Origin of the sequence: Mycobacterium sp. NBC_00419 (assembly GCF_036023875.1) — a bacterium.
In the GTDB taxonomy this organism is placed as follows: domain Bacteria; phylum Actinomycetota; class Actinomycetes; order Mycobacteriales; family Mycobacteriaceae; genus Mycobacterium.
Window position 1 is genome coordinate 1,092,218 of record NZ_CP107931.1, and the last position, 13,857, is coordinate 1,106,074.

12 protein-coding genes are annotated in these 13,857 nt (G+C 67.4%); 2 read left to right on the plus strand and 10 right to left on the minus strand.

The genetic code is table 11. The features are described 5' to 3' along the window. Nucleotides 1–18: 18 nt before the first annotated feature. From OG976_RS05070 to OG976_RS05090, 5 genes are all read right to left on the minus strand, one after another. Nucleotides 19–1,509, minus strand: coding sequence for a class I adenylate-forming enzyme family protein (locus OG976_RS05070; RefSeq protein WP_328358757.1), 1,491 nt, complete (start codon nucleotides 1,507–1,509; stop codon nucleotides 19–21). A 27-nt stretch (nucleotides 1,510–1,536) separates the two neighbouring features. Then, nucleotides 1,537–2,184: a twin-arginine translocation pathway signal gene (locus OG976_RS05075; protein ID WP_328363169.1), complete on the minus strand. Its 648-nt coding sequence runs from the start codon at nucleotides 2,182–2,184 to the stop codon at nucleotides 1,537–1,539. 23 nt (nucleotides 2,185–2,207) lie between these two features. After that, a complete protein-coding gene (locus OG976_RS05080; protein ID WP_328358760.1) occupies nucleotides 2,208–2,933 on the minus strand; it encodes a hypothetical protein in 726 nt (241 codons plus the stop codon). Between the two features lie 251 nt (nucleotides 2,934–3,184). Then, entirely contained in the window at nucleotides 3,185–4,633 is a 1,449-nt protein-coding gene (locus OG976_RS05085) for a FadD3 family acyl-CoA ligase (protein ID WP_328358763.1), read from the minus strand. Continuing rightward, the gene (locus OG976_RS05090; protein WP_328358765.1) at nucleotides 4,630–5,820 is read right to left on the minus strand and encodes an amidohydrolase family protein; all 1,191 of its coding nucleotides are present in this window, start codon (nucleotides 5,818–5,820) and stop codon (nucleotides 4,630–4,632) included. Before OG976_RS05090 ends, OG976_RS05085 begins: the two co-directional genes overlap by 4 nt. A 119-nt stretch (nucleotides 5,821–5,939) precedes the next feature. Here OG976_RS05090 and OG976_RS05095 point away from each other — a divergent pair, with 119 nt between their 5' ends. After that, nucleotides 5,940–6,371, plus strand: a complete 432-nt coding sequence (locus OG976_RS05095; RefSeq protein ID WP_328358767.1) for a nuclear transport factor 2 family protein — start codon at nucleotides 5,940–5,942, stop codon at nucleotides 6,369–6,371. Continuing rightward, complete coding sequence (locus OG976_RS05100) at nucleotides 6,368–6,937, plus strand: TetR/AcrR family transcriptional regulator (RefSeq protein ID WP_328358770.1); 570 nt, start codon at nucleotides 6,368–6,370, stop codon at nucleotides 6,935–6,937. Before OG976_RS05095 ends, OG976_RS05100 begins: the two co-directional genes overlap by 4 nt. Here OG976_RS05100 and OG976_RS05105 read toward each other — a convergent pair. The 5 genes from OG976_RS05105 to OG976_RS05125 are packed head-to-tail and all read right to left on the minus strand — an operon-like array spanning nucleotide 6,921 to nucleotide 13,846. Beyond that, nucleotides 6,921–9,353 (minus strand): CaiB/BaiF CoA-transferase family protein, encoded by a 2,433-nt coding sequence (locus OG976_RS05105; RefSeq protein ID WP_328358773.1) that lies wholly within the window; start codon nucleotides 9,351–9,353, stop codon nucleotides 6,921–6,923. The two genes, OG976_RS05100 and OG976_RS05105, sit on opposite strands and share 17 nt — an antisense overlap. Before the next feature lie 4 nt (nucleotides 9,354–9,357). Then, nucleotides 9,358–10,332, minus strand: a complete 975-nt coding sequence (locus tag OG976_RS05110; RefSeq protein WP_328358776.1) for an enoyl-CoA hydratase/isomerase family protein — start codon at nucleotides 10,330–10,332, stop codon at nucleotides 9,358–9,360. Then, on the minus strand, nucleotides 10,325–11,452 hold the full coding sequence (locus tag OG976_RS05115) for a M24 family metallopeptidase (protein WP_328358779.1): 1,128 nt from the start codon (nucleotides 11,450–11,452) through the stop codon (nucleotides 10,325–10,327). The genes OG976_RS05110 and OG976_RS05115 overlap by 8 nt, the downstream gene beginning before the upstream one ends. Next, a complete protein-coding gene (locus tag OG976_RS05120) occupies nucleotides 11,442–12,680 on the minus strand; it encodes a M24 family metallopeptidase (protein WP_328358782.1) in 1,239 nt (412 codons plus the stop codon). The genes OG976_RS05115 and OG976_RS05120 overlap by 11 nt, the downstream gene beginning before the upstream one ends. Then, on the minus strand, nucleotides 12,677–13,846 hold the full coding sequence (locus OG976_RS05125) for an amidohydrolase family protein (protein WP_328358785.1): 1,170 nt from the start codon (nucleotides 13,844–13,846) through the stop codon (nucleotides 12,677–12,679). The genes OG976_RS05120 and OG976_RS05125 overlap by 4 nt, the downstream gene beginning before the upstream one ends. Between the last annotated feature and the right edge of the window lie 11 nt (nucleotides 13,847–13,857).

A 13,857-nucleotide genomic window follows, 5' to 3' on the forward strand; every position in this document is an offset into this window, starting at 1 on the left:
GGTGGTCCTCCCTGAGATCTAGGTAGTGGGCGTTTTGAGTTCGTCGGCCAGTTGCCGGCGCAGCACCTTGCCGGTCGGAGTGGTGGGCAGTTCGTGGCGGAACACCACCCGGTCCGGGGTGCGCGAGCCCCGCAGGTGCGCACGCACGTGGGCGCGCAACTCCTCGGGGTCGGGCGCGATGTCCGAGACGGGGACCACGACGGCAACCATGATCTGGCCCCATTCGGCGTCCTCGACACCGACGACGGCGACGTCGTGGACGTGGGGATGCTCGACGAGGACGTCCTCGACTTCGGCGGGGGCGATGTTCTCCCCGCCGCGAATGATGGTGTCATCGGAGCGTCCGCCGATGAAGAGGTATCCCTGCGCATCGAGGTAGGCGACGTCCTTGGTGGGAAACCAGCCCTGTTCGTCGAGCACCGAGCCGATTTCGGCGTACTTGCCCGAGACCTGCTCGCCGCGCACGAACAGCTCGCCCACTTCCTCGGGGCCCAGGACGGCGCCGTCCTCGGCGCGGATCTGCACCTCGATGCCCGGTACCGGTTGCCCGACCGAGCCCAGCCGCTTACGGGCGGACTCCTCGGCGGCCGTATGCGCTGCGCGATGGTCGTCGGGCGTGAGAACCGCAATGGTGGAACTGGTTTCGGTCAGTCCGTAGGCGTTGACGAAGCCGACCTCGGGCAGCAGTTCGAGGGCTTTACGTACCAGCGGGAGCCCCACCTTGGATCCGCCGTAGGCCAGGGTCCGCAACGCGGGCAACGGAGTGGGGTCGGATTCCAGCTCACTGATGATCCGGTCCAGCATGGTGGGTACGACGGTCGCGCTGGTGACCGCCTCGGACACGGCCAGCCGGATCCACTCCGTGGCGTCGAACTTGCGCAGATACACCATCTTTCGGCCGGCGTAGAGGTTGGACAGCGCAGCGCCGACACCGGCGATGTGGTAGGGCGGCACGCAGATCAGTGCGGCGTCACCGGGTTCGGCCGAGGCGAACTCGACGGTGCCCGTCACATAGCTGGTGAGGTTGTTGTGGGACAGCTCAACAGCTTTGGGCCGCGAGGTGGTACCCGAGGTGAAGAGCACGACGGCGACGTCGTCGGGGTCGGGGAACTCGGCGACCGGCTCGGCCTGCGCGGCGGCGGCGACGAACTCCTGGGACTCGATGCCGTCGGCACCCACACCGGCCACCACGTCGGCGTACTCGGCGTCGAACACCACCAGCGGCTGCGGGAGCCGGTCGATCAGCTCGGCCAGCGCCTCACCGGACAGGCGATAGTTGAGCGGGGTGAACGGTCGGGCGGCGCGCGCCGAGGCGAAGATGAGCAGCGGCAGCATCACCCCGCCGGTACCCACGTAGACGACGCTGTCTGCACCGGACGCGGCGATGACTCCGGCTCCGCCGTCGGCCAGCGCGTTCAACTCACCGACGGTCAGCCGCTGATCGTCGGAGACCACGCCGATGCGGTCGGCGTCCGAGGCCGCCATCTCCAACAGCAGTGCAACGCTCATCGATTGACTCCTCGTGGCGCCAGATGCCTAGACAGGGTTGAACTCCGAGATCTTCCAGCGGTCCTGTTCCTTGACCAGGGTCACCATCACGCTGCTGGTGGCCAGCGCGGGGTCGGGCCGGTCCTTGCTGGTGGTGACCTGGTTGACGAACACCAGCACCACCGCCTTGCCAGGCTCCATCTGCGAGACGGCCGCGCGCGCGACGGTCGCCTCGGTCTTGACGCCCTTCTGTTTGGCGGCCGGCGCCACGATCTGGTCGGTGAACTGGCTGTAGTACTTGAGGAACTCACCGGTGAGGTGCGACTTGGCGTTGGTCAGGTCCTTGTCCAGGGTGTCCGGCGCATAGGACAGCAGGGCGACGGTGCCCTCGCGTGCAGCCTCGGTGACCTGCTGCTGGGCTTTGGCTCCGGTCTGCTGATCCGGGCGATACATCCACCAGTAGACGCCTCCAGCCGCACCGGCCGAGACGACCAGCAGCGCGGCGAGCAACGCGGCGACCCATCGCCTGCGAAGGCCACCGGCCGCACGGCCCAGCGCACCGGGAGTGCGTTCCTCGGCGACGTCGGCCTCGGTGTCCTCGGGCTTGGCGTCCTCGGTGTCGGTTTCGTCCGCCTCGGCCTTATCGGAGTCCTCTACAGACTCTGTTGTGACGGAGTCCTCAACGGACTCTGCAATCTTGGTGTCTTCGTTGTCACTGCTCATGGCACGAACTCCACATTCGACATCTTCAGTTTGTCCCCGTCACGTGTCACCGTCACACTCATCCGCCACGCCCGCGGATCCTGTTTGGCCCCATTGGCATTGGTCACCTGCGACGACGCCGCAAGCAGGACCACCCCCGAATCACCGGTATCGCCCTCCAACGCGGCGGCGTTGATCTTGCCGACCGTCACCGCCTTGGACTGCTCAGCGGTCTTGACGAAATCCTCTGCGCCTTTGGTGAAGTCGTCCTTGAACGAGCCGGTCGACAAGTCGATCACCCGTTGCACGTCGGCTTTGGCGTGGGTGTAGTCGATCGACAGCAACGCCGTCACACCGTCTTTGGCCGCGGTGACGATCGCGGCCTGATGGGCTCGCTGAGCCTCGACCCGTTGGTGCTGCCAGATCATCAGCCCGGATAACGCCAGCAGGGCACAGATGCCCAGCACGACCAGACCCGCCACGATCTTGGGCCACGGCAGCCGCGACCACCACGGGCGGCCAGGGCCGGCCTCGTCGACCGTGTTGTCTGTTTCGGTGTCGTCTATTTCGGTGTCGTCGGCCTCGGATGCTCCGCGCAGCCGCGCGGCAGTCGCCTTCGCCCGGGCCGCCTCGGCACGCGCCTGCGCCTCGGCCGCCTCGGCCTCCGCCAGCTGAGCCATCACCTCGGAGACGCCGTCGTCTCCGTCCACCGCCGCACCCTTGCGGTTCACGTCAGACGCCATGCCACCTACACATGTCCGAACTCCTCCCTGGACCAAGCATCCAGCCAGCGTACGGGCGCTCGCTGAGCGCTGGCCGTCGGCCGCCGCTCATTGTCTTCCCATCCGCCGCGAGCGCGACGACGCGGCCGAGACCGACGTTGGAGCGAGCAGACCACCGAGTGCGAGAATGACATTATCACTCAGCGGAAATCACGCTATGCAAGGGTTGCCGGTCACGTGCGGCGACGTGCGAAAACAGTCTGCTCATGGCCTCAGCGCAGGCGATCTTTCATGACCTTGCCGGTGGCATTGAGCGGCAGTGCGGCCAGGAACTCGACCGTCCTGGGCACCTTGAACCCGGCCATGCGGTCACGGCTCCAGGCGATCACCTCGTCCGCGGACACCACGGCGCCGCGCTTGAGCACGACAAACGCCTTGCCCACCTGGCCCAAGTGCTCGTCGGGCACCCCGATCACCGCTGCCTGCGCGACTGCCGGGTGCTCCATCAGGAAGCCCTCGATCTCGGCGGGATAGGCGTTGAAGCCGCCGACGATGAACATGTCCTTCTTACGGCCGACGATGCGCAGCCGCCCGCTGTCGGTCAGGCAGCCCAGGTCCCCGGTGTGCAGCCAACCCTCGGCGTCGACGGCCTCGGCGGTGGCCACCGGGTCGTCGAAGTAGCCCTGCATCACGCTGTATCCGCGCACCAGCACCTCGGCGTCGTCGGCCAGCCGCACCTCGACATCGTCGACGGGCAGCCCGGCGGTGGTGGCGATGTCGTCGAACGAGTCCCCGGGCCGCGACATCGTCGCCGTTCCGGCCTCGGTCAGGCCGTAGCCGGTAGCCAGCGTCTGGAACGGAAGCTCCTCGTGGACGCGACGGATGAGTTCGACGGGGATGTCCGCCGCGCCGGTCACACCGGCGCGCAGGGTGGCCAGCTTGCTCTTGTCCTCGACGGCGAGCAGGGAGTGGTAGAGCGTCGGCGGGCCGGGCAGCATCGTGATGCGTTCGGCGGCAATGAGTTCGACCACCCGGTCAAGGTCGAAGACCGCGACCGGGAGCATGGTCGCGCCCCGGATGAACGACGCCAGGCAGCCCGCCTTGTAGCCGAAGGTATGGAAGAACGGATTGACGATCAGGTAGCGGTCGCCACGGCGCAGGTCGGCCAGGTCGCACCACTCCGAGTACATCCGCAGGTTCTGGCGGTGATTCATCATCACGCCCTTGGGCCGGCCGGTCGTGCCGGAGGTGTAGATGATGTCGGCGATGTCGGAGCCGCTGACGGCCCGCTGCAATGGCGCGCCGTCGTCGAGGAAGCCCGACTTCAGATCGAAGCTGGCCACGCCGGCCGGCGTGGTGAAATCCTGCCCCAGGAAACCCTTCTCGACGAGCACGGTTCTGGCGCCGCTGCGGGTGATGATGTCGGCGGCCTCAGCGGTCTTGTAGCGGGTGCTCACCGGGACCACCACGGCCCCTGCGGTGAGGGCACCGAACGCAGCGATCATCCAGTGCGCCGAGTTGGGCGCCCAGATGGCGACCCGGCCACCCTGCTCGACGCCGGACTTCGCGAACGCGCCGGCGGCGCACCGGACCCGGTGGGCGACCTCGGCATAACTGAGGCGCAGCGGACCGTCGACGACGGCTTCGTCGTCGCCGAACCGGTCCGCTGCGCTCAAGACCATCTCGGGGATGGTCTGCGGATGCTGATCCGACCAGGTCACACCGTGATGAGGCGACTCAGGTTGCCGCCCATGATCTTTGCCTGGTCCTCGGCGTTGAGGTGCGAGAGCGCCTCGACGTAGTAGGTCGGCTCCGCCAGGCCTTCCGGGTGCGGCCAGTCCGAGCCGTAGAGCACCTGGTCGACACCGACGAGGTTGACCAGGTCGTCGATGCCGTCCTCGAAGAACGGGCTGACGTGGATGCGGCTCTTGACCATCTCGACCGGGTCGCTCGGGAAGGCTTCCGGGGCCTTGCGGAAGACCTCGGCCAGGCCGTCCAGCAGCGGGGTCATCCACTTCGAGCCGGCCTCGACGATGGCGACCTTCAGCTTCGGGTGGCGGTAGAGCGCACCGTGGATCACCCACGAGCCCACCGAATCCTGGATCGGGCGCCACTCGTTGAGGATGCCCATCGCATTGGTCTGGAACGGCAGCATCTCGGCGCTGGCGCCGTCCCACTCGGAGGTGTACCGGGAGTAGCCACTGTCACTGGAGTGCATGCCGACCAACAGGTCGTACTCCACGACCCGCTCCCAGAACGGATCGAACTCGGGCAGCGCGAACGACCGCGGGCCGCGGAAGCCGGGCACCGGGGCCGGGCGGACCAGGATGCAGCGGGCGCCGCGCTTGACCGCCCACTCCAATTCCTCGATCGCCTTCTCCACGATCGGCAAGGTGATCACCGGGGTGGTGAAGATGCGGTTCTGGTAGTTGAAGCCCCACACCTCGTCGAGCCACTGGTTGAGCGAGTGGACCAGGACGTGAATGGCCACCGGGTCGTCGCGCAGGCGCTCCTCGATCAGGCTGGCCAAAGTCGGGAACATCAGAGTGCGATCGAGCCCCAGCTCGTTCATCACCTCCAGTCGCGGGCCGGGCTCGAAGAACGCCGGGATCGCGCGCATCGGCTCACCGAACAGCTCGCGCTTGGTCTTACCGTCGGGGTTGCCGTACTTGAAGTACTCCTCCCAAGCGCCCGGGCGGGCGACGACCTCGAAGGTCGGGTTCGGGATGTAGTTGCTGATCTGGCCGCGCAGCGCAATCTTGGTACGACCGTTCACCTGCACGTACTGGACGTAGTCCTTGTACTCCTTGGGGAGGTACTTCGTCAGCGCCTCCGGCGGCTCGTACAGGTGGTTGTCCGCGTCGAAAATGGGAAACGGGACGTCGACACGGTGCGACAGCTGGCCCATGAAATCCTCCTTATGCAGTTACAGAGAATCATATTCTCACAGCCGCGCCAAGGCAATACGTTCCCTCCCCCGCCCTCCCACCGTTGCGCACTTTCTTACAAACCAGTAAGTTGGCCGTCATGACAGTCATCAGCCCCGCCGCGATCACCGACCCCAAAGCCGTCGAGGAGTTCTGCCTGCACTGGGCAACCGCATGGAACAACCACGACGGTGACGCGGTCGCCGCACTGTGCGCCGAAGACCTCGTCTACGACGAGCCCGCACTGGGCGCGACGGTGCACGGCCGCGAGCCGATCAGGGCCTTCGTCACCGAGATGGCACGGTCCTTCCCGGACAACACATTTCGCCTCGAGGGCCTGTTCGCCGACGTCCGCCGCCGGGCAGTACTGGTGGCATGGAAGTTCACCGGCACCTTCGCCCGAACCGGGCGAGTGGTCGAATTCCACGGCGACGACCGCCTCGAGTTCGGCGAGGACGGACTGATCACCGCCTACCGGTGCCTCTACGACAACGACCTCGTGAACCGCCAGATCCGCAACACCGATCAGTGACCCAGCGGCCGCCGGCACCCCGGGTGCACAAACCCGCGGCAATCCGCCGCCAGGAGATCATCAGCGCCGCTGCCGCGGAGTTCGCCGAAACTGGCTTGGCAGGAACACGATTGGAGGCGATCGCCGCCCGGGCGGAGATCTCCCATCCCCGCGTCGTGCAGATGTTCGGCTCCAAACGCGGACTATTTCTCGAAGTCGTCGCGTGGGTCTTCGACAGCGTGACCGAGGCGTTCGGTGCCGCGGCCACCCCGACACTGGTGGCGCTCGGGGACGCCTACCGTCGCCTGCTGCAGCGCGACAGGACCGTCGCACTGGTGATGCTGCACGCGTATGCCGCAGCCGGTGACCCGATCGTGCGCGACGAGGTCGCCGACCGGTATCTGACGTTGCAGCACAGGGTCACCGACCTCACCGGCGCCGACGCGATGGGCGTACGAACCTTCTTCGCCACCGGGCTGCTGGTGACGGTCTCGACGGCGCTGGCGCTGCCGGGCAAGCGGGCCGATGCCCAGTGGGGAGCCTGGCTACTGGAGCTCGTCACCCCGGCCGTCACCGAGCGGCCGTAGAGCCCCCGCGCGCCGGCGCCGTGCCGATCACCCCGTCGGCTTCCAGCGCGGCCAACTCGGTGTCGGAGAGTCCGAGTTCGGTCAACACCTCGTTGTTGTGCTGGCCGAGCAGGGGCGCATGCTGCAGATGTAGCCGGTCCGGGCCGTGCGCCAGCCGAAACGGCAACGCCGAGAACCGTGCGAGCGAATTGACGGGGTGCGCAACGGTTTCAAAGAATCCGCGCGCGACAAGCTGCTCGATCTCACCCTGCCGATGCGGCTGCATCACCTTGGCCACCGGTACCCCTGCGGGCCACAGATCGGCGACGACCTCGTCACCGCTGCGCCCGCGGCACCAGTCCGCCAGCTGCGCGTCGATGTAGTCGGCACCGTCTCGGCGTCCCGCCACCGTGGATAGCTCCGGTGCGGCCGCCCACTCCGGCTCACCGAGAGCGGCGCGCAGCGAGGCCCACTGCTCGTCGTTCGCGACGGCGATCGCGACCCAGGAGTCGTCGCGGCCGAACTCGTCGATCTCGTTCGTGCGGTACAGATTCTGCGGTGCGGCCGCCGGCCCGCGGTTACCCTCGCGCTGTAGTAGCGCCCCGTAGGCGCTGTACTCGATCACCTGCTCGGCAGCGATGGCCAGCGCGGCGTCCACCATCGCCGCTTCGACGAGTGCGCCCTTGCCGGTGCGTCTGCGGTGTTCGAGCGCCAACAGCACACCGTTGAGGGCATGCAGGCCGGCGTTGGGATCGCCCACCGAGTACGGTTCGTACGGATTGCGGTCGGGGTAGCCGGTGAGCCAGCTGATGCCGGCCGCCGCTTCGATCACGTAGGCGAATGCGGGGTTGTCCCGCCAGGGGCCGTCCAGGCCGAAGCCCGGCATGCGCAGCATGACCACATCGGGCCGAATGCGCTGTACCGCAGAGTAATCCAGACCGAGCTGGTCTAGGACACGCGGCGTGTAGTTCTCGGCGACCACATCAGCGGTAGCGATGAGCCTGGTGAGCAGCTCGCGGCCCCGCGCGCTGGACAGGTCGAGGGTGATGTCCTTCTTGTTGGTGTTCAGCGCAGCGAAGATAGGCTGCTTCTCCCACCAGTTGTCCTCCGTCACCGGCACACCCGAGATCATCCTGGTGCCGTCGAGGCGACCTGCGGACTCGACGTGGATCACCTCGGCGCCGAGCAGCGCCATCATGTGTGTGCACGACGGACCGGCCCAGAACGTGGTGAGGTCCAGGACCCGTATTCCCTTCAGCGGCAACCGTTCCGTCGGGAAACCGGCTCGCCGCGGAACTCGGTCCGCGTTGCGCTGATGCTCGGTGTGTTCGCCCAGCCGCGGCGCCGGCGCAGGCGGGCGCAACTCGACGCCACTGATCCGGTAGGGGTGCGCCGGCTGACGAAAGCCCGCCGGATTGCCGACGAACGACTCACGCGCACTGAAGTGGTCCAGGGACTCGATCGTGGCGCCGTTGGCGACCGGGGCGTTGGGGATGCGGAACGCCGTCGCCAGATCGCGCACTTCGTCACCGGTGTGTGCGGCCACCCACGCGTAGAGCTCCCCGGCCTTCTCGTTGGCCCGCTCGGTGATCGTCAGTGCTGACGTCTCGTCGATCCACTCCTCGTGGCCGGTCATGGAACACAGGTCGAACCACTGCTGGGCGGTGCCACAACCGATGTCCACCAGACCGTCACTGGCCTTGGCAATACCGGGCACTGTCATCCTGCGGGCATCCCGCCACGGCCGGCCCAGCATGTCGAAGTAGGTGACCGGGAAGTAGGTCAGCCCCATCACATGGCATTCCAGCATCGACAGGTCGATGAGCTCACCACCGGCGCCGCTCAGCACGCGCATCCGCGCCGCAAGGATGGCGGCGCTGGCATACGCCCCGGACAGGTAGTCGCCCACCCGCCCCCCGACGTACACCGGTGCCCGGTCAGGAGCTCCCCGACCCAGCCCGACGATGCCGCCGGACCACGCCTGCAGTGTGAATTCCGTTGCCACTCGGTCGTGCCACGGCCCCTGCAGTCCGAACGCGGTGATGGCGGCGACGATCAGGTGTGGATGGGCCGCGTGCATCGGCGCGGGGCGCAGTCCGTCGACACCGGCCAGGCGGGACTCCGGTGACCACACGACCGCGTCGGCCGAGGCCAGCAGGTCGTCGATCAGGTGCAGGTCGGCCGCGTCCTGGGGGTCGGCCACCACGCTCTGCTTCCCGCCGGCCAGGTAGCCGAACAGCGCGCCGTCCTCCCCCGGGCCGATGGTCGCGCCGGAGGCGGACCATCGGCGCAGCGGATCACCCTCCGGGGCTTCGACTTTGATGACGTCGGCGCCGCCGTCGGCCAACAGCTTGGTGCAGTAGCCGCCGGCGATGCCCGTCGAGAGGTCCACCACGACGAATCCGGTCAGTGGCGGTTCGGGCCGCCCTGGATCCACGGTTCTACTTCTTCTTCTTCGGCTTGGCGTCTTTGCGGCCCGACCTCGACAGCCGCCATTCCGGGGGGAACTTGGCGTCGTTGTCCTTGACCGCACCGGAGAGGCCTTCGTCGAGCGCCTCATGCATGTCCAGATCGCCGTCGTCGTGGGCGATGGCACCACCCATCGACTCGAAGTAGCCGCCGAGCAAGCTGCCCATGTACTCGCCCTGGAACTGCTTCATCACCTCGAAGAAGATCTTCTGCTGGAACACCGTGTCGGTCGGGCGGTTTCGGGCGCAGGCCTGCGCGTACTTGTCGACCTCGGCTTCGAGGTCCTCGCGGGGTACCACGCTGTTGAGGAAGTTGCAGTCGGCCATCTCGGCGGCGGTGAACGGCCGGCCGGTGTAGACCATCTCCTGGAACTTGCGGATGCCCATCATCTGCGCCCACCACCACATGCGGGGTCCCCACCCGTAGTAGCGGAATGACGGGTGCCCGAACAACGCGTCGTCCGAGGAGATCACCAGGTCGGCGTCGGCCGCCTGGTAGAAGTGCCATCCGTAGCAGTAACCCTTGACTTCCAGGATCGAGATCTTCTTGAAGTCCTGCAGCGTCCTGATTCCCGAGTGCGGGCTGGCATACCAGGAACTGATGGTGGCGCCGCGCCGGAAGGAGCCCTTGGGTGGGTACTTGACCTCACCGGCGGCGATGCGGAACTCCGACAGCCGGGGGCCGTCGTCCTCGTCGTCCTGCATCTCCATGAACTCCGGCAGATCCGCTCCGCTGCCCAGGTCGTCGCCGACCCCGCGGATCACCAGGACCTTGACGTCGTCGTCGACGCCGGCCTGGTACAGCAGATCCGAGTACCGCAGCCGCGCAGCGGCGGTCGGCGCGTTGAGGAACTCGGGCCGGTCGAAGGTGATCGTGGCGATCCTGGTCTTCGGGTCCTTCTCGTAGCGGATGATCTCCTCGGCCGGCGGCCGCTTGGCCTTAGCCATTCGCGTCGCCCCACGCTGGGCTCGACGTCAGAACCTCGGCCCCCTCGTCGGTGATCAGCACGGCATCGCGGCGGAACACCGCGCCGACGCCCGGCTCGAACACGTAGCCGGTGACGGCCAGGACCATTCCGGGCTCGAGGTGTTCAGCGGCCGCGGTTGCGGCCAGTTGCGGTGAGACCACCGGCGAGTCGAAGCCGACCCCGAGACCGTGGGCGACCGGGACGACCGGAAGTGCTTCGCCGGCAGCCTCATACGCCGCCAGCAGCCCGGCGTTGGGTGCGCCCGGGCGGCAGGCCGCGATCAGCTCGGCGTGCAGCCGCTGCGAACGCTCGAACAGCTCCCGGCTCGCCGCGGTGACGTCGCCGACGGGCCAGGTGCGGCCCACCTCGCCGATGTAGCCCCGGTCCAGCACTGCGGAGGCGAACGCCACCAGGTCACCGTCGTGGACGCGGTCGTCGCCGCGTGCCCTACGCCACGGATGGTCCTTGGCCGTCACCCACACCGCATCCTGGTGCGCCGGGGTGCTGACTCCCCCGGCGGTCATCGCCTCCAGCAGCACCGCGGTCAGATCCTGCACCGAGGCGCCGGCGCGCACGGTGCTCAGGGCCGCGGCCAGACCGAGTTCGGCAACCCGGATGGCCTCGCGCAGCGCCTCGATCTCCTCGGCGGTCTTGACCTTCCTGGCCGCCTGCATGGCCGCCTCCCCGTCGACCAGCTCGGCGTTGGGAAACGCCAGCGGCAGCAGCTGGGCGAAGCCCGGCGACAGCGCGTCCGAACCCACCCGCCGGGCGCTGGCCGCACCCGGGATCTTCTTCAGGTTCTCGATGGTGTTCAGCGGGTTCCAGGCGATGCCGTAGAGGTTCTCGTGCGGGATGTCCTCCGGCACACCCTCGTCCCAGGTGCTCAACAGATGCACCGCACCGTTGCGCAGCAACACGCACGACGGCGCGAACGGCCGGGTGCCGGCCACCCAGAGTTGCTGGGCACCACTGACATAGCGAATGTTGGACTGCCGGCCCAGCACCAGGACGTCGAGGTCGTGAGCTTCCATCTGGGCCAGTGCGCGAGCCCGCCGCCCGGTGCGGAGAACGCGCTCGTCGCCCAGGACTTCAGTCGCCATAGGGCGAGTACGGGTAGTCGGTCAACTTGATCCAGCCTTCCTCGGTGATGACGATGATCTCCTCGCTGCGGTACCCGCCGGTGCCGTCCTCCCACACCACGGGTTCCAGCACCAGCACCATGCCTGCCTGCAGGACGTAGTTCTCGTCGAACTCGGCACCGAGATCGGTTCCGATCATCGGCATTTCGGCGGCGTTCACACCGATGCCATGGCCCAGATAGAAGTGCGGCAGCCAGGGCTTGGTGCCGTCGTTCGCCGCGATCGCGGCCCGGCCCAGATCTGCTGCCGTCGCACCGGCCCGGGTGACACCCAGCACCGCCGTCATGATGTCCTTCCATCGGCGGTACTGGGCCTGTTGGCGCGCAGTCGGTTCCACACCGACAGTCCAGGTCCGCCCGAAGTCCGAGCAGTACCCGCCGTAGGTGATCGACACGTCGGTCCACAACACGTCACCGGCCCGCAGTTCGCGTTCGGTGGACAGCAGCGGCAGCGCCAGGTCGCCGTGGGTGGTCCACACGCCGTCGGCCTTGGTGCCCGGCATGACCTGCCAGATCGGCTCGAGCATGCTGGCCACCGCACCGAGTTCGAAAGCGCGGCGCAGAAATTCGGCGGACAGGTCGATCTGGCGGATTCCTGGGGCGAGCGCCCGCTGCACGTCGACCATGGCGGTGTCGGTGATCCGGACAGCCTTGTGGATGCAGGCGATCTCGTCGGCCGTCTTGACCGTCTTGGCGGCTCCGACGACCACCGCCGCGTCACCGGGGGCGCCGTCGGGGAACAGCCGGGTCTGGGCGCGGCGCATCGCACCGGTGAGCTCGTCGACGGCGACACTGGTCCCCCGCGGCACCAGATCGCCCAGGGTCGTCGCGAAATGCTCGACACCTTCGTCGAATTCGAGATAGACCGGCCCGTGCACATGGTCGGCGGGCAGCTCGGTCTCCTCGGCTGCCCCCTCCCGGAACGGCAGGAACAGGTGCGGTGCCGGGTCGTCGGCAAGCACCAGCGCCACCGGACGCTCGACATGTGACAAACCGGCGTCACCGAGCGGCCAGCTGGTGCCGGTGGCATAGGTGACGGCGTTGTTGCCCAACAGAACCAGCGCTCCGATACCGCGCTCGGTCATCGCCGCGCGCAGTCGCGCACCGGTCTCGGCACGCATCCGGGTGCGGTCGGGCTGCGTTGGGATATCGGCGAGGGACCGCACCGGTCCCGTCAGTGACGTGGTCATGAGACGCCCAGGAACTTTGTGATGTTGGTGCTGCAGATCTTGACCGCCGCGTCCTGGCCGACGGCGTCGACCACCGACTTGATCGACTTCTGCGAGTAGCCGAACGTGCTCTCGTTGTGCGGATAGTCCGAGGACCACATGACGTTGTCCACGCCGATCTCGTCGAGCAGTCTCAGGCCCAGCGGATCCACCATGAACGACGCACTCATGTGCTTGTTCCAGTAGTACCGGATGTCGTGCTCGACGCGTCGGTTGAACATGTGCTGATAGGAGGCCAGCAGATGTTCGGCGTCCTGCAGCGCGGTGGCGACCCAGGCGATGCCGCCCTCGAACCAGCCGACCCGTAGCGACGGGTGGCGGTCCAGGATGCCCGAGAACAGGTACTTGGAGAACGTCTCGCGGAATCCGTCGACGTTGATCATCATGCCGACGACGACGCTGTTGACCTCGCACGGCGTCTTGGGCGGGGTCTCGCCGATGTGATGGGAGACCGGCAGCCCGGCCGACTCGATCTCGTCCCACACCGGGCTGAACGCAGTGCTGCCGTAGTCGATGATCTCGCCGTCGACACCCTTGCCCGGGTTGAGCGGCAGCAGGAACGTCTTGAGCCCCAACGACTTCACCTCGGCCAGGGTCCGACGGGCACCGTCGGGATCCCACCAGTTGATCAGTCCGACACCGTAGAAGTGGCCGTTGCTACGTTCCTGGACGTCGGCGATGTGCTCGTTGTAGATCCGGAACACCCGCTCGCGCAACTCCATGTTCGGGTAGTGGAACAGCGCCAGAACGGCGTTGGGGAAGGCCAGTTCCTTGTCCACGCCGTCGTCGTGCAGCTCGGCGATGCGGGCCTCGATGTTGACGGTCGCGGCGCCGGCCAGGTCGTCGTACTGCATCAGAACCCGGCTGAAGTCCAGCGGCAGGAAGGTCTGGCCCTTGGCCTTGCCGACCATGTAGGCGCCGTCCTCGTACCAGATGCGGGGCGCCTTCTCCTTGAGCTCGGGCGGGAACTTCTCGTAGAAGATGTCCTCGGACAACGAGATGTGGTTGTCGGCGGAGAACACCTCGGTGCCTGCGGGCAGCCCGTTGTCGTCGGCGGCGTGGGTGTGGCGGTCCTTGGGCGCGCCAAGGCCGCCGCTGGGATAGAGGGTGCTAGTCGGTGCTGACATCGGTGACACTC

Coding starts and splice junctions, on each gene's coding strand:
- OG976_RS05070 (WP_328358757.1), bottom strand. CDS start 1,509: ATGAGCGTTGCACTGCTGTTGGAGATGGCGGCCTCGGACGCCGACCGC.
- OG976_RS05080 (WP_328358760.1), bottom strand. CDS start 2,933: ATGGCGTCTGACGTGAACCGCAAGGGTGCGGCGGTGGACGGAGACGAC.
- OG976_RS05090 (WP_328358765.1), bottom strand. CDS start 5,820: ATGGGCCAGCTGTCGCACCGTGTCGACGTCCCGTTTCCCATTTTCGAC.
- OG976_RS05095 (WP_328358767.1), top strand. CDS start 5,940: ATGACAGTCATCAGCCCCGCCGCGATCACCGACCCCAAAGCCGTCGAG.
- OG976_RS05110 (WP_328358776.1), bottom strand. CDS start 10,332: ATGGCTAAGGCCAAGCGGCCGCCGGCCGAGGAGATCATCCGCTACGAG.
- OG976_RS05115 (WP_328358779.1), bottom strand. CDS start 11,452: ATGGCGACTGAAGTCCTGGGCGACGAGCGCGTTCTCCGCACCGGGCGG.
- OG976_RS05120 (WP_328358782.1), bottom strand. CDS start 12,680: ATGACCACGTCACTGACGGGACCGGTGCGGTCCCTCGCCGATATCCCA.
- OG976_RS05125 (WP_328358785.1), bottom strand. CDS start 13,846: ATGTCAGCACCGACTAGCACCCTCTATCCCAGCGGCGGCCTTGGCGCG.